General features: G+C 61.7%; 19 protein-coding genes and 1 pseudogene. 4 read left to right on the forward strand and 16 right to left on the reverse strand.

Annotated features, from left to right (window positions below):
• Nucleotide 1: 1 nt before the first annotated feature.
• From AC0NIE_RS31055 to AC0NIE_RS31065, 3 genes are read right to left on the reverse strand one after another with little or no spacing between them, the layout of a single operon-like run.
• Nucleotides 2-904, reverse strand: a complete 903-nt coding sequence (locus AC0NIE_RS31055) for a carbohydrate ABC transporter permease (protein ID WP_473486180.1) — start codon at nucleotides 902-904, stop codon at nucleotides 2-4.
• A complete protein-coding gene (locus AC0NIE_RS31060; RefSeq protein ID WP_473486181.1) occupies nucleotides 897-1,832 on the reverse strand; it encodes a carbohydrate ABC transporter permease in 936 nt (311 codons plus the stop codon). Before AC0NIE_RS31060 ends, AC0NIE_RS31055 begins: the two co-directional genes overlap by 8 nt.
• A 60-nt stretch (nucleotides 1,833-1,892) precedes the next feature.
• Nucleotides 1,893-3,158 (reverse strand): ABC transporter substrate-binding protein, encoded by a 1,266-nt coding sequence (locus AC0NIE_RS31065; RefSeq protein ID WP_473486182.1) that lies wholly within the window; start codon nucleotides 3,156-3,158, stop codon nucleotides 1,893-1,895.
• 141 nt (nucleotides 3,159-3,299) lie between these two features.
• Here AC0NIE_RS31065 and AC0NIE_RS31070 point away from each other — a divergent pair.
• From AC0NIE_RS31070 to AC0NIE_RS31085, 4 genes and pseudogenes are all read left to right on the forward strand, one after another.
• Nucleotides 3,300-3,428: pseudogene (locus tag AC0NIE_RS31070) on the forward strand (hypothetical protein); the annotation flags it as partial.
• A gap of 111 nt (nucleotides 3,429-3,539) precedes the next feature.
• Nucleotides 3,540-4,496, forward strand: a complete 957-nt coding sequence (locus AC0NIE_RS31075; RefSeq protein ID WP_473486208.1) for an ROK family protein — start codon at nucleotides 3,540-3,542, stop codon at nucleotides 4,494-4,496.
• Between the two features lie 113 nt (nucleotides 4,497-4,609).
• Nucleotides 4,610-4,852 carry a type II toxin-antitoxin system Phd/YefM family antitoxin gene (locus AC0NIE_RS31080; protein WP_123147434.1) on the forward strand — a complete coding sequence of 81 codons (243 nt, stop codon included), beginning with the start codon at nucleotides 4,610-4,612 and terminating at the stop codon, nucleotides 4,850-4,852.
• A complete protein-coding gene (locus AC0NIE_RS31085; RefSeq protein ID WP_123146775.1) occupies nucleotides 4,852-5,277 on the forward strand; it encodes a type II toxin-antitoxin system VapC family toxin in 426 nt (141 codons plus the stop codon). Before AC0NIE_RS31080 ends, AC0NIE_RS31085 begins: the two co-directional genes overlap by 1 nt.
• Nucleotides 5,278-5,520: 243 nt before the next feature.
• Here AC0NIE_RS31085 and AC0NIE_RS31090 read toward each other — a convergent pair whose 3' ends face one another.
• From AC0NIE_RS31090 to AC0NIE_RS31150, 13 genes are all read right to left on the reverse strand, one after another.
• The gene (locus AC0NIE_RS31090) at nucleotides 5,521-5,994 is read right to left on the reverse strand and encodes a hypothetical protein (protein ID WP_473486183.1); all 474 of its coding nucleotides are present in this window, start codon (nucleotides 5,992-5,994) and stop codon (nucleotides 5,521-5,523) included.
• Nucleotides 5,995-6,050: 56 nt separating this feature from the next.
• Complete coding sequence (locus tag AC0NIE_RS31095) at nucleotides 6,051-6,971, reverse strand: HupE/UreJ family protein (RefSeq protein ID WP_473486184.1); 921 nt, start codon at nucleotides 6,969-6,971, stop codon at nucleotides 6,051-6,053.
• A 98-nt stretch (nucleotides 6,972-7,069) separates the two neighbouring features.
• The gene (locus tag AC0NIE_RS31100) at nucleotides 7,070-7,948 is read right to left on the reverse strand and encodes a peptidyl-prolyl cis-trans isomerase (RefSeq protein ID WP_123146772.1); all 879 of its coding nucleotides are present in this window, start codon (nucleotides 7,946-7,948) and stop codon (nucleotides 7,070-7,072) included.
• 117 nt (nucleotides 7,949-8,065) lie between these two features.
• Entirely contained in the window at nucleotides 8,066-10,000 is a 1,935-nt protein-coding gene (locus tag AC0NIE_RS31105; protein WP_123146771.1) for a DUF3604 domain-containing protein, read from the reverse strand.
• Nucleotides 9,997-10,668, reverse strand: a complete 672-nt coding sequence (locus AC0NIE_RS31110) for a hypothetical protein (RefSeq protein ID WP_473486185.1) — start codon at nucleotides 10,666-10,668, stop codon at nucleotides 9,997-9,999. The genes AC0NIE_RS31105 and AC0NIE_RS31110 overlap by 4 nt, the downstream gene beginning before the upstream one ends.
• A gap of 176 nt (nucleotides 10,669-10,844) precedes the next feature.
• The gene (locus AC0NIE_RS31115) at nucleotides 10,845-11,054 is read right to left on the reverse strand and encodes a hypothetical protein (RefSeq protein WP_473486186.1); all 210 of its coding nucleotides are present in this window, start codon (nucleotides 11,052-11,054) and stop codon (nucleotides 10,845-10,847) included.
• A gap of 202 nt (nucleotides 11,055-11,256) precedes the next feature.
• Nucleotides 11,257-11,466, reverse strand: coding sequence for a hypothetical protein (locus AC0NIE_RS31120; protein ID WP_473486187.1), 210 nt, complete (start codon nucleotides 11,464-11,466; stop codon nucleotides 11,257-11,259).
• Nucleotides 11,463-12,146, reverse strand: coding sequence for a DUF2092 domain-containing protein (locus AC0NIE_RS31125; protein WP_473486209.1), 684 nt, complete (start codon nucleotides 12,144-12,146; stop codon nucleotides 11,463-11,465). Before AC0NIE_RS31125 ends, AC0NIE_RS31120 begins: the two co-directional genes overlap by 4 nt.
• Before the next feature lie 394 nt (nucleotides 12,147-12,540).
• On the reverse strand, nucleotides 12,541-13,530 hold the full coding sequence (locus AC0NIE_RS31130) for a DUF2950 domain-containing protein (RefSeq protein ID WP_473486188.1): 990 nt from the start codon (nucleotides 13,528-13,530) through the stop codon (nucleotides 12,541-12,543).
• A 20-nt stretch (nucleotides 13,531-13,550) separates the two neighbouring features.
• Complete coding sequence (locus tag AC0NIE_RS31135; RefSeq protein WP_473486210.1) at nucleotides 13,551-14,876, reverse strand: DUF3300 domain-containing protein; 1,326 nt, start codon at nucleotides 14,874-14,876, stop codon at nucleotides 13,551-13,553.
• Nucleotides 14,877-14,943: 67 nt separating this feature from the next.
• A complete protein-coding gene (locus AC0NIE_RS31140; protein WP_473486189.1) occupies nucleotides 14,944-15,753 on the reverse strand; it encodes a transporter in 810 nt (269 codons plus the stop codon).
• A 29-nt stretch (nucleotides 15,754-15,782) separates the two neighbouring features.
• Nucleotides 15,783-16,166: a response regulator transcription factor gene (locus AC0NIE_RS31145; protein ID WP_473486190.1), complete on the reverse strand. Its 384-nt coding sequence runs from the start codon at nucleotides 16,164-16,166 to the stop codon at nucleotides 15,783-15,785.
• 64 nt (nucleotides 16,167-16,230) lie between these two features.
• Nucleotides 16,231-16,896 (reverse strand): response regulator transcription factor, encoded by a 666-nt coding sequence (locus tag AC0NIE_RS31150; protein ID WP_473486191.1) that lies wholly within the window; start codon nucleotides 16,894-16,896, stop codon nucleotides 16,231-16,233.
• Between the last annotated feature and the right edge of the window lie 5 nt (nucleotides 16,897-16,901).

Raw genomic sequence — 16,901 nt, forward strand, 5'->3', positions numbered from 1 at the left:
CTCATTTGATGGCGCCCTGTGTCAGGCCGCGCACGAAGTATTTTCCACCGAACAGGTAGATCAGCAACGGCGGCAGCGCGCCGATCAGCACGGCTGCGCTCATCACATCGTAAGCGCGGGCGGTCGTGCCGCCGGCAGTGAGGGCGACCAATGCCGCCGTAATCGGCTGCTGCTGGCCCGAGGTGAAGACGACGCCGAACAGATACTCGTTCCAGATACCGGTAAATTGCCAGATAACGGTGACAATCAAAATCGGCGGCGACAGGGGCAGGATGATCTTGCGAAAAATCCGCCAGAAGCCGGCGCCGTCGATGCGTGCCGCCTTGATAAGGTCGTCCGGTATGCTGACGTAGAAGTTGCGGCAGAACAGGGTGGTGAACGAGATGCCCTGGACGACGTGTATCAGTACCAGCCCATACGTCGAATTGGTCAACCCGAGTTTGCCGAGCAGGAACGCCCACGGCATCAGCGAGATCTGGCCGGGCATGAAGACGCCGAGCAGCATCAGATTGAACAGAATTTCCGAGCCCTTGAAGCGCCATTTCGACAGCACGTAGCCGTTCATGGCGCCGAGAAGCGTGGAGATAACCGTCGCGGGGATCGCCATCCAGAGCGAGTTGAAGAAATTGCGCTTCATGCCTTCGCAGGTGCCGCTGACGCAATAAGTGCCCCAAGCCTCCGCCCACGCATCGAGACGGAAGCTGCGCGGCAGGGAGATGAGGCCGCTGCGGGCAATCTCGGACTGCTCCCGCAAGGAGTTGAAGACCACGACCAGCAGCGGTGCAAGGTAGATGACCGCAAAAAGCGTCAGCACCGCATAGACAAGGAAGCGGCTCCAGAAATAGCGCCGCGTAGCCGCGGCCGCTTCGGGATCATGCCGGGCGTTGAGGGCAATTTCAGCCATTGCGGCCCTCCGCCCGCCTGCGCCAAACGATCCACACGGAATAAGGCACAAGCACAACCGCGAGGGCGGCGAGCATCATCATCGCCGCAGCGGCACCCTCGCCGATTTGCCCGCGCTGGAACATCAGGTCGTAGACGTAGATCGCCGGGAAGGTAGTGGATACACCTGGCCCGCCCCGCGTCAACGCCGCCACCAGGTCGAACGTCTTGATGGCGAACTGGATCTGAATGACCGCCACCGCCAGAAAAATCGGGGCGATCGTCGGCAGGATGACCTTCCGATAGGTTCGGGAAACCGAGGCACCGTCGATCTGCGCTGCTTTGATGAGATCCGGATCGACCGACCGCAGGCCAGCCAGGAAAAGCGCCATTGCGAAGCCGGACGACTGCCAGATACCGGTTATGATCACCGCATAGATCGCGGTGTTGCGGTTGGCCGTCAGGGCGAAGCTGAAGTCGGTCCAGCCGAGCCCCCGCACGAAGGCCTGGATGCCGTCGACGGGATTGTAGAGCCAGCTCCACACCGTACCGGTGACGATGAAGGACACTGCCAGCGGGTAGAGGAAGATGGTGCGCCAAACCGCCTCGCCGCGAACGCGCTGGTCGATCAGGATCGCGAGAAGCAGGCCGATGGCCATCGAGCCGACGATATAGAAACCGCTGAACAGGAAGAGGTTCGTATAGGCGATGTTCCAGCGCCGGTTCGCCCAGAGCGAAGCATAATTGTCCAGACCGACGAAGCCATAGGTCGGCATCAGCGACGAATTGGAGAGCGAGAGATACAGCGTCCAAATCGTGAAGACGAAGACATAGATGAAACTCGCTGCAAGCGACGGCGCCAGCACCAGAATGGGCACCATCGTGCCCAGGCGCTGCCGCCACGGGGCTGCGGGAGGCGCAACCGGTACAGTCAGGTCATGCGTGGACATCGGCTGCTCCGGCGAAGTCAGGCCGGGCGTGCCACGCCGGGCCAATCATCGGCAGCTTCTTCACATCTGCGCTTCGGCCGCATCAGCCATCGCACTAGCTGCGTCCTGCGCGGTCATGTCCGGCGTCGCCACGAATTCGGTGACGGTATCCATGATCGCGCCGCGCACCTTCTGCGGGATCGTCATGTTATGCGCCATCGAACGGACAAGCGTGCCGCCATCGATCGACGCCTGCAGGTCCTTCTGGGAGAGCTGCTGGCAGGGATTGAAGCCGTTCGAAAGATCGACGTCGAGACGGGCCGGGATCGAGCCCTTGGTCTGATTGAAAATCGTCTGGAACTCAGGCGACAGGATCGTGCTGGCGAGCAGTTTCTGCCCCTCGACGTAGTCTGGATCCTTCTGCTGGAAGAACACGACCGAGTCGGAATTCAGGATGAAGCCCGGCTTGCCCCAGTCAGTCGGCGCCTGGGCGCAGACATAGTCGGTGCCCTCCTTGAAGCCGCCGGCCGTGAGCAGGCCGAGCGTCCAGTCGCCCATGATGTGGAAGGCGGCCTCGCCGCGGCCGACCAGATGCGACATGGTATCCCATTCGCGCCCGTTCATGCCGGGGTCCATATATTTGGTCGTCATGGTGCGGAACTGTTCGAAGGCCTTGACCATGCCGTCGCTGCGCATCGCCTCGACGTCACCCTCGACGAAGGCCTTCTTGAAGAGATCGAGATCCATTCCGTAGACCACGACCTCGAACACCGTCGAATCGGTCCAGTCGGCAGTCGAGTGCGAGATGCAGATTTTGCCTGACGCCACGATCTTGTCGCAGGCGGCGTTGAAGTCCGCCCACGTCTTCGGCACCTCGGCGACGCCTGCTTCCTGCATGACCTTCGGCGATGCCCACAGCCAGTTGATGCGATGGATGTTCATCGGCGCCGCCACCCAGCTTCCGGTCGGCTTCATCACCGGCAGCAATTCGGGAGCGACGACCTTCTCCCAATTTTCCGCTGTCGCCAGTTCGTCGAGATTGGCTGTCATGCCGGTCTCGTTCCATTCGGCGATCTCGGGTCCCTTGAGCTGCACCGCGGGGGGTGCATTGCCGGCGATAACGTCGGCGCGCAGTTTCGCCAGCGTGTTGGCCGTGTGGCCCGCGATGGAGGTCTGCTGCCAGGTGCCACCCTTAGCGGTAAACATCTCGCCGAGCTTGGCGATAGCCTGGGCGTCCGATCCGGTCGCCCATTGATGCAACAGGTTGGTCTTGGGCTCTGCGAGCGCGGCTCCCGCAACAAAGGTGTACGCCGCAGCGGCCGCAACGGCCGTCCTCAGGTATTCCATCGTTTCACTCCCATATGTGATGTACGGTTCGTATCGACCGCTTGTGGACGCAATCTGAGCTCGCCGCAGACGGAGATGCGTATCTCCGTTCTTTCCAAGATGACATATTTGAGCTATCAGTCAACGTGATTTGTGCTCATCATGAACAAACCTTCGCTTAGAAATTGGCTGATCGACAGGCCCTCCGCATCACCGGAGAGCCTGATCGTGCGATGCCTGCGTGAGCGCGGCGTGCTTTCTGCGTCGCAAATCACGCATATCACCGGATTGGCGAGATCGACGGTTTCAACCGCGCTCAATGGCTTGAGAAAGTCCGGAATGGTGATCGAATCCTCGGCCCACCATGACGGGGCCAGGGGCATTGGCAGGCCTGCCGCGACCTTGACGCTCAATCCCGCTGCGGGCACCTGCGTCGGAATCCACCTAGGCCTCGATGAGATGCGGTGCGTCGTCGCCGACGTGTCGCATTCTGTCATTACCGAACAAACTATCCCCATGGGTCTGGACTACCAACCGCAACAGGCGGCCCGGCTCGCCAAATCAGCAATTGCCCAATGCTACGAAGAGAACGGTCTGCCGATGGGGGGGCTCCTGGGGGTTGGGGTTTCCGTCTCGGGCCCTGTCAGCCGCGAAGGAGTGGTGCAGCGTGCGAGTATTGTTCCGACCTGGGCTGGGGTCAACATCCGCGATGTGTTCGGGCCGGTTCTAGAACAGCCGATTTTCGCCGACAACGAGAGCAACTGCTCGGCCATTTCCGAGCTGATGTGGGGCGCGGCCGTCGGCCAAGACGATTTCGTGCTGTTCAAGATCGATCTCGGCGTCGGCGGGGCCATTGTCCAGCATGGCCGGCTGGTGACGGGCATCGCCGGCGGCGCTGGCGAATTCGGGCATATCAGCCTCGATCCCGGCGGCGATCTTTGCCGGTGCGGCAATCGCGGATGCCTGGAGCTCTATGCGAGTTTTGCCCGGCCGCTCGAGCAGATTTCGCGCATCGTGCGGCGGCCGGTCACGATGGACGAGGTGATCATGATGGCTGAACAGGGCGACGTCGGGGCGCTGCGGATGATCGAGGACACCGCGGACTTCGCCGGCCGTGGTCTTGGTCTGATCGGCTCGGTGATCAATCCGCCACTCATCATCATCGGTGGCCGCATGGCGTTGGCAGGCGACATTCTCCTGGCACCGCTGATCGCGTCATATGAACGCCACACGCTCATCAAGTCCCGGGACATCGCGCCTGCCCTGCGCACGCGGATAATCGTCGGCAAGCACACAGAGAACGACGCGTTGCTCGGCGCAGTCGGCCTCGTGCTGCGACACAACAGCCGACTGCAATGAGCTGGCTTTGCGCCGAGCGGCGCCCCGGGTCAGAACGTGACGCATGAAAACCCCTCACTGGAATTGTTGAGCGCAATACGCTATATGACCATCTACATGGTCAGGAGCGTGACATGAGTGTGATCAACCTGGCAGATGCCAAAGCCCGTCTGAGCGAGCTAGTGGATCGTGTCGAGGCAGGAGATACGATCGACATCACCCGGCGGGGTAAACCGGTCGCACGGCTCACCGCCGTGGCGAGACCGCGGCGGCGGATCGACGCGACCCTCCTGCAATCCTTGACCGCGACCATGCCGCCTCAGGCCGAGAGTTCTGCCGATCTGGTACGGTCGATGCGGGATGGCGACCGCTACTGATGCACTATCTCGACACGTCGCTGATCGTTGCCGCCCTTTCAAATGAAGCGACGACGCCGCGCGTTCAGAGCTGGCTGGCGGAGCAGGACCCGGCGCAGCTTCTGATCAGCGACTGGACCATCACCGAGATGTCGTCGGCCATGGCGATCAAGCTGCGAACCGGGCAGATCAACCTGGAGCAGCGCGCAGCAGCGCTCGCGATGTTCCACAAGCTGGCCGCCGAGAGCTTCACCGTGCTGCCTGTCACGGGCGGGCATTTCCGCACGGCGGCAAAGTTCGCCGATCAGCATAGTCTCGGGCTTCGCGCTGGTGACGCGCTGCATCTCGCAACGGCATCGGAGCATGGCGCCACGATACATACGCTCGACCAAAAGCTCGCCGAGGCTGGACCGTTGCTCGGCGTGGCGACGCAGTTTCTGGCATGATCCGAGCCGCGCCAGGGCCTCGATCCTCTCGACAGCAGCGGCTCCTTCCGGTCAGTTCGTCACAGCTCGAGACACAGAGTTACCAGATCGAACGCGACGCGCGTGGAACGCGGGCGACTTGCATTATCGGCGCCGCCTGGAAATGTCCTGTCGGTGAAAAAAGCGTCGTGTCGACAAGATCGACGGTAGAGGGGCCGTGGTCTCAAAAGCGTGGGGTCGAGGACCGTGAGCGAATTCCTGTCATCAAGCACGGATGTTGCTTCGCTTATGACTGGCTTGGTCGAGACAGCCCTGCGTGTGCCGGCGGGATGAGTCGCCACACCGCATAGGGCTTGTAAAACGGATCGAGATGGATGTGCTGAATTTTGCCGTGCCAGGTGAAGCGCGGGCGGCGACCATGTCCTCCACTTCGATCGAGGCGTCGTCGGAGAGGCCGAACTCCCAAAGCGGCACCTCGAGATCCGCGCCCTGAGCCGAGTGCGGATCGAGGCAGACATGGAACAGCAGGAAGTCGGACGGGTCGGCCGTGCGCTTGCCGTAGTAGATGATGTTGTCGTTCCAGGCTTTGTAGAAGGCTAGACTGATGAAATCGTGCTTTAGCTTTTGTGCAAAGGTCATAAAGCTTCCTTCCAATGCGCTCGCAGTGGGAGGCAGCAACGCTCCCGCCAAAAACGCGCAACCGAAATCCCCTTGAATATTGACGCGCAGATCCGGCATCGACTCGCAGAAGACCGCTGCCGCCTCGACCGATCACGCATGTGTTCATGCCTCCCTCATAAAAACATCGCGTCCAGCCGCTCGATGCTCCAGAACGCCGCGACGGTTCCGATCACATAGGCCGAAGCGACGATAGCCCGCCGCGGTAGCGTGATGATGCGCCGTATCGAATGAACGGCGAGCATGATCGCCGCGATGAATAGGAGCTGCCCGATTTCAACGCCGACATTGAACGACAGCAAAGCGAGCGGAATATCGCCGCGCGGCAGCCCAAGATCAACCAGGGCGCCGGCGAAGCCGAAGCCGTGCAGCAGGCCGAAAGCGAAGGCGGCGACCCAAGGCCATTGGATGGTCAGGCTCGACTGCCCGCGCTCCATCCTAACGATTTCGGTCGCGACAAGCAGGATGCTGAGGGCGATCATTGCCTCCACCGGCGCAGACGGCAAAGTGACCCAGCCGATGGTGGCGAGAGTCAGCGTGATCGAATGGGCGACGGTGAACGCGGTGATCGTCTCGACTATCCGTCGCCAGCCGCGCACGATCAACATCAGCGCGGCGACGAACAGGAGGTGGTCGATGCCGGAGGCGATGTGCTCGATGCCGTGGCGAAAATAGGTCGCCGCCACCTCCCAAGGGTTCTGCGTCGCGGGGATCGCCATGTCGGGCGCGCTAGGGGTGAGCCGCTCGACCCATGTGCCGCCATCGGCGAATTCGATGCGCACCAGCGCATCGGTCATGGTCTGCGATAGGCCCTCGATGCTCACTTTCTGGCCGGCGAGCGGTTCGATCGCTGCAATCCGCCACGTCTGAACCATGGCGTCGCCCGTCGCGCGCGACACCACCGGCGTCAGATTCTCGACCGCGCCAGAAAAGCGCGGCGAAAGCGCGAGCCTGAAGTCGCCCTGCATCGGTGTCTTGAAGGTTACGCTGAACTCACCCGGGCTTTCCTCTCGAAGCTCCAGAAATGCCGGGCGCATCTCGTGTGTCAGGGCCGGGGAGGCCCCAACGCATGCCGCAACCAAAAGCAATGCAGCGCGCCCGAACCGCAGGAGTAAGGCTAGGAAACGGACCGGGCTCATCGCGACGCCACATCGGCTTTCGGGCCAGGAGAAAGCAGCTTCGCCACCTCGTCACCATAGACGACACCGTATTTCTCGCGCAGCCGTGCAATGTAGTCGCGGCTGACTTCGTCCTGGCGATCTCTGAGCCATTCGGCTGACACGGCCTCACGCGCCTCTTCGAAAGGACGCGAACCCTGTTCGTTCCGCTCGGAGACATTGATCAGGTGGTAGCCATAGCCGGACTTGAACGGGCCGGCCCAGCTTCCCGTTCTCGCGGCGTAGATCTCGCGCGAAAGCTCCTCGCCGAGCATGCCGGTCGCCTCCTGTTCGTCGAGGTTCTTGAACTCGGTGCCGAGCAGAAATCTGTCGCCGAATTCCGCCACGTCGCCGGCATCGCCGGCCTGGAGCCGTTCGAGCATATCGGCCGCATCGGCGGCGGCGTCCTTGCGGCCGTCCGGATTGAAATAGACCTGTCGGAAACTTGCCTTGCTTGCGACGCGGAACAGGTCGAGGTTGGCTTCATAGTATTTTCTAAGATCGGCTACCGTCGGCTCGACGACCTTGGCAGTGTCCTTGAGCAGGAACTCCAGTTTCTGGGCCAGCCGGCGCCTGACAATCGTGTCGTGCTCTTCGAGACCCATTTCCCGCGCCTCGCGAGCGAATAGTTCCTCTTTTATCAGCTCAGTAATCAAGGCTTGCAGCTCCTGGCCATCCGGGGGACGCTGCCACTGGCCCTTGAAAGTTTCGGTGAGCCACTTCAGCTCGCCGTCGCCGACACGCACCGGCTCGATGCTTTTCGTCTGCTCTTCGCTGTCGCCAAGCCATGCAAAGGCAGCGAACAGCACGGTGCCCGCCACGACAAAATGCAGCAAGGGTTCATGAAAAAGTTTCATTGGGCGGCGTCCTTGCTAGCTAGGCGGTGTCGATGAGTTGGTGCCGCCTTGGCGAGTGGCGAGCGGTAGGCAGACGCCTCTGGGCGTCTGCCTTGTCTTGATGCGTCGCTTCCTTCCTCAAGTGCCTGGCGTGTACCAAATCGGCGAGGTGTAGGCCCGTTCGGTGATGGTCATCGCCGTGCCTGGCAAGGCCTTTACGCCGAACCGCTTGACGTCGTAGGCGGTCCAGCGCGGGGTCGGGATCTCGATCACCCGTCCATAGTAGAAGGCCGGCTGGCTCGCGTCGAAATCCGGGTCCTCCCACACCGCGCTGAGCTCCGGGGAGCCGATCGTATTGGTCCAGCCGGCGTTCGCGGCATCCACAGTGTCGCCGACCGATGGCAGCTTGCCGGTACCCGCGTCGGGCTTCCGGTCGCCGGACCAAGCCACGTCATAGACCTGCTCCTTCAGTTTGCCGTCCGCCTCCAGCCAGCCCTTGACGATCTGGTAGCGGTCGAGGTTGGCGCCGAGCGGATCTTTCAAGGCGGCGACCAGGAAGGTCGGTTTCTTGCCTTCAGGGGCTGCGCGAAGATCGCCGCCCATCGGCACGCCCTTGGTGTAGCCGATATGCCCCGGCAGTCGATTTTGCGCATCCTTGCTTTCAAACTCCCAACCGCCGAAGAACCGCACCAGCATGCGCGGGCCGGTGGTGGCGTAGGTCTCCTTGCGCTGCATGGCATCCCAGATCGATGCGCGGGTGTTGTCCTTGGCCCAGACGGCTGCGTAGCCGGAGGCGCCGACCTCCCAGTCCATGATTTTGACACCGGTCTGGGCATTGCTGATAAAGGTTGCGCCGATGCGTTCCGGGCTCGGCTCCTGCGGTGTGGTCTTGCCGAAGAAATTGTCCTCCTCCATGGCGGTGAGGCCGGTGTGCGCATCGCTGCTGCTGATGAGGCCGAACTTGTAGGGATTGGTGCCGAGCTCGCGCTCGAGCTTCAGTCCGTTCTTGAGGGCCGAGCGGGCATACTCGAACTCGAGCATCTCCTTGGTCTTGGGAACGCTGCCGTCCAGATTGCCCTTGTCCCAGATCTCGAAACTGGCGAACTCGTCGTTGGGCGAGAGGAGCGGATGCGACTCGCCGGTGCCCTTGGTCTGCGAGGTCTCGTAGAGCCGCTCCCATTTCGCCCGCTGCTCGACATATTCGCGGTCGACCTGCTTGCCGAACTGCTCGACGGTGGGGAACATCAGGCCGCTGCTGAGATTGCCGTTATGCGCGATCGCGAGCACATCGCCGCCGGTCTTCTGTTCATAAGCGCCCATCCATTTCCACAAATCGACCGGGTTGTCGCTGCCGTAGGGCGGATAGACGGTGAACGGCTCGACCTGGCTCGCCTTGTCGCCATTGTCGCGGAAGATGACGTTGCGGTGCAGATTGTTGCCGCCGGTGTTCGACGTCCACTCGAAGCCGATGAAGGCGGTGAAAAGGCCGGGATTGTTGTAATCCTCGGCGGCGGCGATCGTTTCCTGCCACGCGCCCTTGTAGGCGGCCGTGCCCGGGAAATACATGATATCCTTCGGGAACGTCCCGTGCGAGAAGGCGACGATGATCTCGATCGCCGCATCCGCGCCTTTGCCGGACTGTATCATGTCGTACCATTTCTTGCCGGTAGGGTCAGCCAGCACCTCAGGCTTGCCGGCGAACAGATCCGGGAAGAAGCCCATATTGTCGGAGTGATCGGCGACCACGAGAAAGTCGAGCGGGCGGGAAAGCTTCACCGGCTGGCCGGTGGACGAGGTAACCTCCTCGCCCCTGGCGAAGCGGTAAGCGTCCCGCGGTGTCAGCTTGGCGCCGAATGCGCCGGCGTCCATGGAAAACGCGGTGTGCAGATGCGTATCGCCGAAGAATGGGCGCGTCGGGAAGTCGCGCTCCGCGTATGGCGAGTAGGCCGGCGGGTGCTGGTGCGCGGCGTCGGCCTTTCCCTTGTCCAAGGCCCCGGCGTCCTGCGCAATCGCCGGAAGCGCGAAGCCCATCAGGCTTGCTAGTGCCGTCCCGTACAGCAATGTCTTGGTCATGGATTCCCTCCTGAAGGTTGAACTGCGTCAGTGATGAGCTGGGCGGCAGGCGACGTCGTCGCATGGCTCGCGCCCAACTTGGCAATAGGTTGGCCTCCGGCGTGTCGATAGGTGCCGATGAAGTCCGACTTCTGCTTCTCGGATCCGTAGAAGCGAATGAGGCCGCGCTCACCGGCCTCGCCGACAGCCAGCCGGCCGAGCGCGATCTCGCTGATGACAGCCTCGCCGGTAACCAGAACCAGATCGCCCGGTTCGGCGGAGGCAACATGGACCTTGGCATGCAAGCCTTCGGCGCTCGGCTCGAAGCGGGTCCAAAGCACCGGCTCGACAAGGACAAGGGAAAAGGCTGACTGCGATGGCTCGGATGACGCGGCGCGGAGCAATTCGGCGAACCCGGTGAGCGCCGTCTGGGTCGCGCGAAATCGCTGCCCGAACAAATCTGCTCCGGCCCGATTGAAATTCGCCAAGGGCAGCCGCCGCGCCGCGACCTCCCGCGATATCGCACCGATGACATGAAGCGAATCCGGATAGGCCCAGTTCAAAACGCCGCGCGAAACCGACTGCGGGCTGTCATAGCCGCACGCGAGTGCTTCCGAAGCGGGCGCCATCACCCCCGCCATCAGGGTTAGCCAGACAACGCCGGAGTTTCCCAACGCTAGAACTCTCACATAGTGCTCCCACCTAATAAGAAGGTCGCATCGTCCAGCCGGGCTGGCCGCTCCGAGGGGCTTTGCCTGCCCTTGGTGAGGCTCGCGCATTGTTCGGCGGCACGGAACGTAATTAACTGTATCCTACAGGCGGAATTCGTTGGGGTGGCCAGGCAGGGCTCTCATGGGCCACACCCTCAGAAGTTCCGCGGTGATCCAGGTTGGAACGAAAACCAGGCGTGAACAAAAAGCAGGGTCAGCGCGGCATGGAGAACAACGGTCGGCCACAATAGTTTTCCGACCTGGGCACCTTCCATCCCGAGATAGGCGAGATAGATGGCGGCAAGGACGTTGCAGGTCAGCATTCCCGCCAGCGGCGAGCTCCTTCCCTGATCCTGCCGGCCCATCCAACTACTTACTGCCAGAGCGAGCAGCGCGACGCCGGTGACGCGGGCGACTGTCAGCCCCTACCGGTCAGACCGTCGCCGAGCAACAACACGGCGACCGTGCTCGGAACGACGATGAGGGCCACACCCATGGCGGCCTCGATGACACCTGCTGCCGCAAGTAACCAAACAACCGGCACCGCTATCAATGCTCGCCGCGAACTCAACAGTACACACCGGCCGCGCAGCGCCGTACCGTGCGCCGCGCCACCCCGGCGACACTGACCGGCGTCAGGGGACGCCCGACCCTGGCCTCGGCGCTGGAGACAAGGCTGCTAAAGCCGGGAAGCGCTAGCTGCTCCGAGGCTTCAAGCCCGAACAGTCCAACGGCTCCGGCGAGCACGACGATTCTCAGTTTTCTCGACACGGTCATTTGGCGGCTCCTGGCGAAAGATGTGTGGGCAGTTCATCGAAGTCGACAAGTTCCTTCAGATCGACCTTCTTGGCACCGTCCGGCGCCTTGAAGGCGAAATCGTCCGCGGCAACATCAGCACCGGTTTTCCAGTCGCTGATCTGAATGCTGTATTGCGGACCCTGGTCGACTGCGTTGGACGTGATGACATAACGGCAGGGATAGGGATGCTCACCCTGCGCGATCCATATCTGCCAATCGACTTCCTTTTTCCGAAACGCCAGATGATCGCACTCCGTGCCGCCGATCACGCCGCTGCCGAGATCCTTGACGTCGGTGACGTCGCGCATCAACTCGTCGTAGACGTTCGACAGCAGAAGATCGGCGCCGGGGATTGGCCTCTTGTATTTGTTCCGCAGCTCGTCGACCAGATGGTCGAGTGTGCCGGGGATTTCGACCTGCGTATAGAGATTGGCGTCCTTGCCCAGCAGCGTCAGCGTCTTGCCGTCAAAGACCATTTCGACATTGGCAAACCCGCCGCGGCGGCTGCCGCGGAACTTGTCGGGCCGGCTGAGATCCACCATGCCCGAACTCGCCAGCAGCAGCTTCTGGTGATCCTTGGTGACGATCTCGAGATTGGTGTCGTATCCGAACGATATAGTCGTCTGCGCGGTCAGATAATCCGACATCGCCTTGAGCATGCTCTTGGCCGCAGCCTCGTCGGCCCTTGCGGGCGCTCCCAGGCCAATCGCCAGAACCAGCGCCACAACAGGTGCCGCAAAGCTTCCGACCAATGCTTGACCTGTAAAAGATCGTCTGTTGGTTTTCATGCCAGTCACCTTCCGGCTTGTTGCGCCCAGGTGACGTTGCGGCATTGCCGCTCCGTGCGCAACGTAACTAACTGTATCCTACTCGAAGAATTACGGTCAGTCTGCGATGGTGAGGCCGGCTTTTCTCAGCGAGCCAATCAAGAAGTCGACGTCTTGCTAACGGGCTTATCCTTGCCGCGCGATGCAGCGCCGAGGCGGAGACCGCCGCCGCCCAGAGTCGCGCGCGTCGACGATATTATCCGCAGACAACTAGAACGCTTTTCTCTCAGTCGGCCACGACCTGCCAGGTGTCGTCCGGGTTGAAGCGGTCGATGTATTTGACGATCTGCTCGGTGGTTGGGCCGAGATCGGCCTCGTAGACGACGCCGTGCTGGTTGACGGCGAAGGTTTTTACGCCTGTCTCGCCATATTTGGCCGGCCAGGCGATGAGGCCGAAGCCGGCGATCATGTTGCCGTTGATGACGTAGTCGTAAGCGCCGCCGGCGATCTGGTCGCCCTGGCCGGTCAGGATCTTGTACTTGTAGCCGAAATAGCCTTCGCCCTTGGCCGCGTCCTCAAGTTCGGCCTGATCGATATTGGCGCCAGCCGGGCTTTCACCGTTGATGTCGTCGGTCGGCCAATAGAGCCCGTCGGTGGCACCTTCCGAACTGATCAGTTTCTGCGCGAACTCCTCCACGCCATCCTCGTCGCGGTCCTGCGACGCATAGTCCTCCTGCGCATCGACATAGGCGCGCATCGTCTCGATCGCGGTGAGCTCGTTCTCGCCGACGCGGCGGTTCACGATCTCTTCGAGCCCGGCATAGGTGTCGAAAGCCCACTTGCCGTCCTCGCCCTTGACGATCGGAAACGGCAGCGGCCACAGCTTGTCGCCGATCTGCAGCGTGCGGCGGTCGCCCTCGCCATCGACGACAAGCTGCTTGGCCACCCCCTCCTTGATCGCCGCCAGCGTCTCGTCCGAGTTCTCGTCGGCCTTCAGCTTTTCCGCATCGAGGCCGAGAAGGGCCGCAACCGCACCGTTGCCGGCGTCGTTGAGGGCCTGCTTAAATGCTTCGACCGCTGCCTCGGGCGTATCGAAGACGGGCGGCTCGGCGGCGGCCGCAAAGGCGGTGATCTCCGGCGCCTCCGGCGCATCCTGTGCGGCGGCTGGCTGCGAGACAGCGATGATGCCCACTGCAAGCGCCACGGCGCAGACAGAGCGGAGAAGGATTGTATGCAAAAGTCCCGTGTGACGGGTGGTGCTGAACATCTGTATCATGATCCTGTCCTCCCGTTCCGTTAACGCCGGCGTCCGCCACTGGAGCGCTTGATCTGCTTGTGGCCGCCACCGCCGCGCTGGCCACCACCCATCGATTGGTGGCCGCGGTTGGAGCTGACCTTGGTCGCCTTGCCGCGATCGACGTTGCCAAGCCCCGACGGTTTCTTCGGCCGGTTGTCGACCCTTGCCGCAGGTTTTGGCTTGCCGGCCGGGCGGCTCACCTTGGCCGGCTTCGCCGCCGGGCGATTGGCGGTAGGCTTGGCCGCAGGTTTCTGGATGTTGGCGGGCTTGGCGGGGCGGGTCACGTTGGCGGGCTTGGCCTTCAGCCCGTCCAGCGTGCTCTTGCGGATGTCTCTCGTTGCAGCCGTCTTGCCCGGCACCCTGTTGGCGAGTTTGTCGTTCTTCTTGATTTCGCGTGCGCGGTCGCGGATGGCGTTGTCGCCGTCCTTCTCGATGCGGTTCTTGATGTTGTTCTGGTCGAACTTGTTCAACTGATCGCGGTCGATCTTGATCTTGCTGCGATCGACATTCTTCCAGTCGACGTCGTTGATGTTGATATTGCCGTTGAAGTCGCGGTTGTTGAAACAGTTGTTGCAGTCGATATCGATGTCGTTGCCGTTCCAGCGGCCGCCCCACACGCCCCAGTCGTCCCAGTCGACGGCGGCGGCCCAAATGGCGCCCGTCACCGCCCCGGCGAAAAAGGTCGCTCCCGGATACCAATAATAGGGGTAAGGATCGGGATAATAGCGGATCGGTTCCCACACGTAATCCGGCTCATAAAACATCTGCGGGGGATATTGCGGGACGTAGATCACCTCGGGGCTCGCCGACTTGATGACGAAATTGTCGTTCTCCTTGACCACCTGGATCTTGTCGTCGGTCTTGATGACGCCCTTGGCAACCGCCTCGTCACGCAGCTGCTGGATGGCAACCAGCACGTCCTTCTGCTGGTAGGCGATGGCATCGCCGAGCGTCTGCGTCCATTCGAGGTCGTCGCTCATCATCTTGACGATGTCCGGATAGTTGAGCAGCGACACCACGGAGCCGTCCCAGCTCTCCTTCGGCTTCAAACTCTTGTCCTTCTCGTACCTGTCGAGGAAGCGCCCCGCCTCGACGATCTCCAGCGGATAAAGCGCTGCCGCAGTGATCACTGCGATCAGCTCGTCCGGATAGAGCGCAATCCGCGCAACCAAGACCTCCATCTCGTCGGCGCTCAGCGGCTCCGGCGAAGTCGTGGCATCACCCGAAGCGTCAGCCGCCGCGACCTGTTCTTGTGCAAGGACAGGGTGCGCCGAACCAAACCCGGCAAGCAGCAGCGCCAGCGCCGCAACGCCCGCCTTCAACATGTCATTGCCCATCATGCTTCTATCCTCCCTGTTTGTCGTCGTCCCGGCAGGCCTTTGTGCCGGGCGGCTATTTTGGAAATAGGAACGTCACCACGCCGCGGAATCCAAACCCGTCGGGGCCGCTGTCGGGGCTTTCGGCCCAATAGCGGACACCGACGGTGAAGCTGACCGGTTGCTTGTCAAACTTGACGAGCTTTGCCACCGTGAAATTGATCGGAACCGACCACTCTTCCGTTTCCCAATTGTAGGTGCTTTCTGTGTTGACGCCGAAGGTCCAGGCGTCTGCCGTGGTGTAGGAAACAAAAGGTTGCAGGAAGGTGGAGCTGATGTCCGCCCGGTCGCCGTCGCCGGCGAAGGACCAGATGTGGTTGGTCAGCGCGCCGACCGTCCACCCGCCCATCTGTTTCAGCACCACGGCGGTGGGACCGGCGCCCCATTTGCCGCCGCCGAGCAGATCGTCGGTGGCGGTTGGGACGAGAAACGCCGGACCGACGCCCCAGACGATGCCCGACGGTCCCGGGTTCTTCGGCGAGAAGAACAAGCTCTGGGTGATGTCGCCGAGACCGGACTGCTCGCCCGAGGGGCCGGCGATGTCGTTCTGCCAGATCACCGGCAGGATGGTGCGAGAGATCATGTTCCAGTCGTCGTTCAGCGAGATCGGAACGACCGGCTGGATGTTGAGTACGGCCTTCTGCCCGTCGTTCGGCCCGAACCCTTCGTCGTAGTTGAACTGCAAGGGTACACTGATCAGCGAGGCGATCGGATTGGAAAGCTTCTTGGCAAGATCCTGGCTGTCGTCCTGGGCTGCAGCGAAATCGCAAAAGACAGATACGACGGCAAAGGCGATGCCCGTAGGAATGGTTTGGATTGCTTTCATGCAAGCGCCTCCCGGCAGCGCGAAGTCACTTATTCGTTAGACAATCCCAACAAGGCGTCATCGATAGCAGACAGCAAAAAAGTGGCTGCGAAAGGCTTGCGAAGAAAGGCCACGCAGCCCGCGTCGCGCGCCTCCGCTTCAAGCGCTTCGTCGTCAACGGCGGTGATGAAGATAATCGGCAGGCTGGAGCCCAAATCGCGAAGCCAGCGCCGCAGCCGGATTCCGGACATGTTGGCGAGGTGAATGTCGAGCACCAGGCAGCCGATCGAGCCGGCAAAATCGGATTCAAGAAACGTCTCCGCCGACGCGTATCCATGCGTTTGGTGACCGTGCGCGTTTAACAACCGTTCGATGCTTCTCCGCATGCTCGGATCGTCTTCCACGACAGCCACTGTTCGTGGCGGGCTTTCCACATTTGGCTCCTCGAAGGGGCGACGCGTGCGAGTATCAACGGAGAGATTGTGAGCCGAGTTAACGTCACTGGATATTGGCCTTTGGGGAAGCACCGAATGTTGGATTTGAGCCTGTTTGCGCTGCCCGAACGGCCCCCAGCCTCTCCGCGATCGATACCATCTCGGCGAGGGACGTAACGCCCAACTTTTCCATGACGCTGTGCCGATGCGCCTTGACCGTGCGCTCGGAGGTGTTCAGGTCGTATGCAACCTGCTTGTTACGCCTGCCGCGAACGACCAGATCGAAAACCTGGATTTCGCGTGGCGTTAGGCTGAACACTTTGGTCTGGAGCGCCTGAATCTGATCGTGTCCGGCGCGCCGTTTTTCATTCTTGGCGAGCGCGCGCTCGATCGCCTCACGTAAGATTTGGGACGAAATGGGTTTCTCCAGAAAATCATCGGCGCCCGCCTTCATTGCCTGAACACTCGCGGCGATCGTGCCTTGGCCCGTCAAGAAGACGACGGGAAGCAGCGGGACGGCTTGTGCAAGCCTGTCCTGCAGTTCCGGACCGCTGAGCCCGGGCATGCGCAGATCAAGAAGGATGCAGCCGGCTTCCGATTCCGGCAGCTGCGCCAGGAAATCCTCGCCCGACTGGTAGCCGCTAACCCGAAAACCATAGGTTTCGACGAGACGTCCGAGCGCCGTTCGAAACGATGCGTCGTCATCGATAATGTGAATGAATGGTTCCATAGGCG

The sequence above is a fragment of the Mesorhizobium sp. WSM4842 genome (assembly GCF_055901575.1).

Excerpts from the sequence above, each read along its gene's own strand:
- AC0NIE_RS31080 (WP_123147434.1), top strand. The coding sequence starts at position 4,610 with ATGAGTGTGATCAACCTGGCAGATGCCAAAGCCCGTCTGAGCGAGCTA.
- AC0NIE_RS31150 (WP_473486191.1), bottom strand. The coding sequence starts at position 16,896 with ATGGAACCATTCATTCACATTATCGATGACGACGCATCGTTTCGAACG.
- AC0NIE_RS31090 (WP_473486183.1), bottom strand. The coding sequence starts at position 5,994 with ATGCCGGATCTGCGCGTCAATATTCAAGGGGATTTCGGTTGCGCGTTT.
- AC0NIE_RS31095 (WP_473486184.1), bottom strand. The coding sequence starts at position 6,971 with ATGCGCCCGGCATTTCTGGAGCTTCGAGAGGAAAGCCCGGGTGAGTTC.
- AC0NIE_RS31125 (WP_473486209.1), bottom strand. The coding sequence starts at position 12,146 with ATGCTCAAGGCGATGTCGGATTATCTGACCGCGCAGACGACTATATCG.
- AC0NIE_RS31135 (WP_473486210.1), bottom strand. The coding sequence starts at position 14,876 with ATGTTGAAGGCGGGCGTTGCGGCGCTGGCGCTGCTGCTTGCCGGGTTT.
- AC0NIE_RS31085 (WP_123146775.1), top strand. The coding sequence starts at position 4,852 with ATGCACTATCTCGACACGTCGCTGATCGTTGCCGCCCTTTCAAATGAA.
- AC0NIE_RS31060 (WP_473486181.1), bottom strand. The coding sequence starts at position 1,832 with ATGTCCACGCATGACCTGACTGTACCGGTTGCGCCTCCCGCAGCCCCG.
- AC0NIE_RS31065 (WP_473486182.1), bottom strand. The coding sequence starts at position 3,158 with ATGGAATACCTGAGGACGGCCGTTGCGGCCGCTGCGGCGTACACCTTT.
- AC0NIE_RS31100 (WP_123146772.1), bottom strand. The coding sequence starts at position 7,948 with ATGAAACTTTTTCATGAACCCTTGCTGCATTTTGTCGTGGCGGGCACC.
- AC0NIE_RS31105 (WP_123146771.1), bottom strand. The coding sequence starts at position 10,000 with ATGACCAAGACATTGCTGTACGGGACGGCACTAGCAAGCCTGATGGGC.
- AC0NIE_RS31120 (WP_473486187.1), bottom strand. The coding sequence starts at position 11,466 with ATGACCGTGTCGAGAAAACTGAGAATCGTCGTGCTCGCCGGAGCCGTT.
- AC0NIE_RS31140 (WP_473486189.1), bottom strand. The coding sequence starts at position 15,753 with ATGAAAGCAATCCAAACCATTCCTACGGGCATCGCCTTTGCCGTCGTA.
- AC0NIE_RS31130 (WP_473486188.1), bottom strand. The coding sequence starts at position 13,530 with ATGATACAGATGTTCAGCACCACCCGTCACACGGGACTTTTGCATACA.
- AC0NIE_RS31115 (WP_473486186.1), bottom strand. The coding sequence starts at position 11,054 with ATGGGCCGGCAGGATCAGGGAAGGAGCTCGCCGCTGGCGGGAATGCTG.
- AC0NIE_RS31055 (WP_473486180.1), bottom strand. The coding sequence starts at position 904 with ATGGCTGAAATTGCCCTCAACGCCCGGCATGATCCCGAAGCGGCCGCG.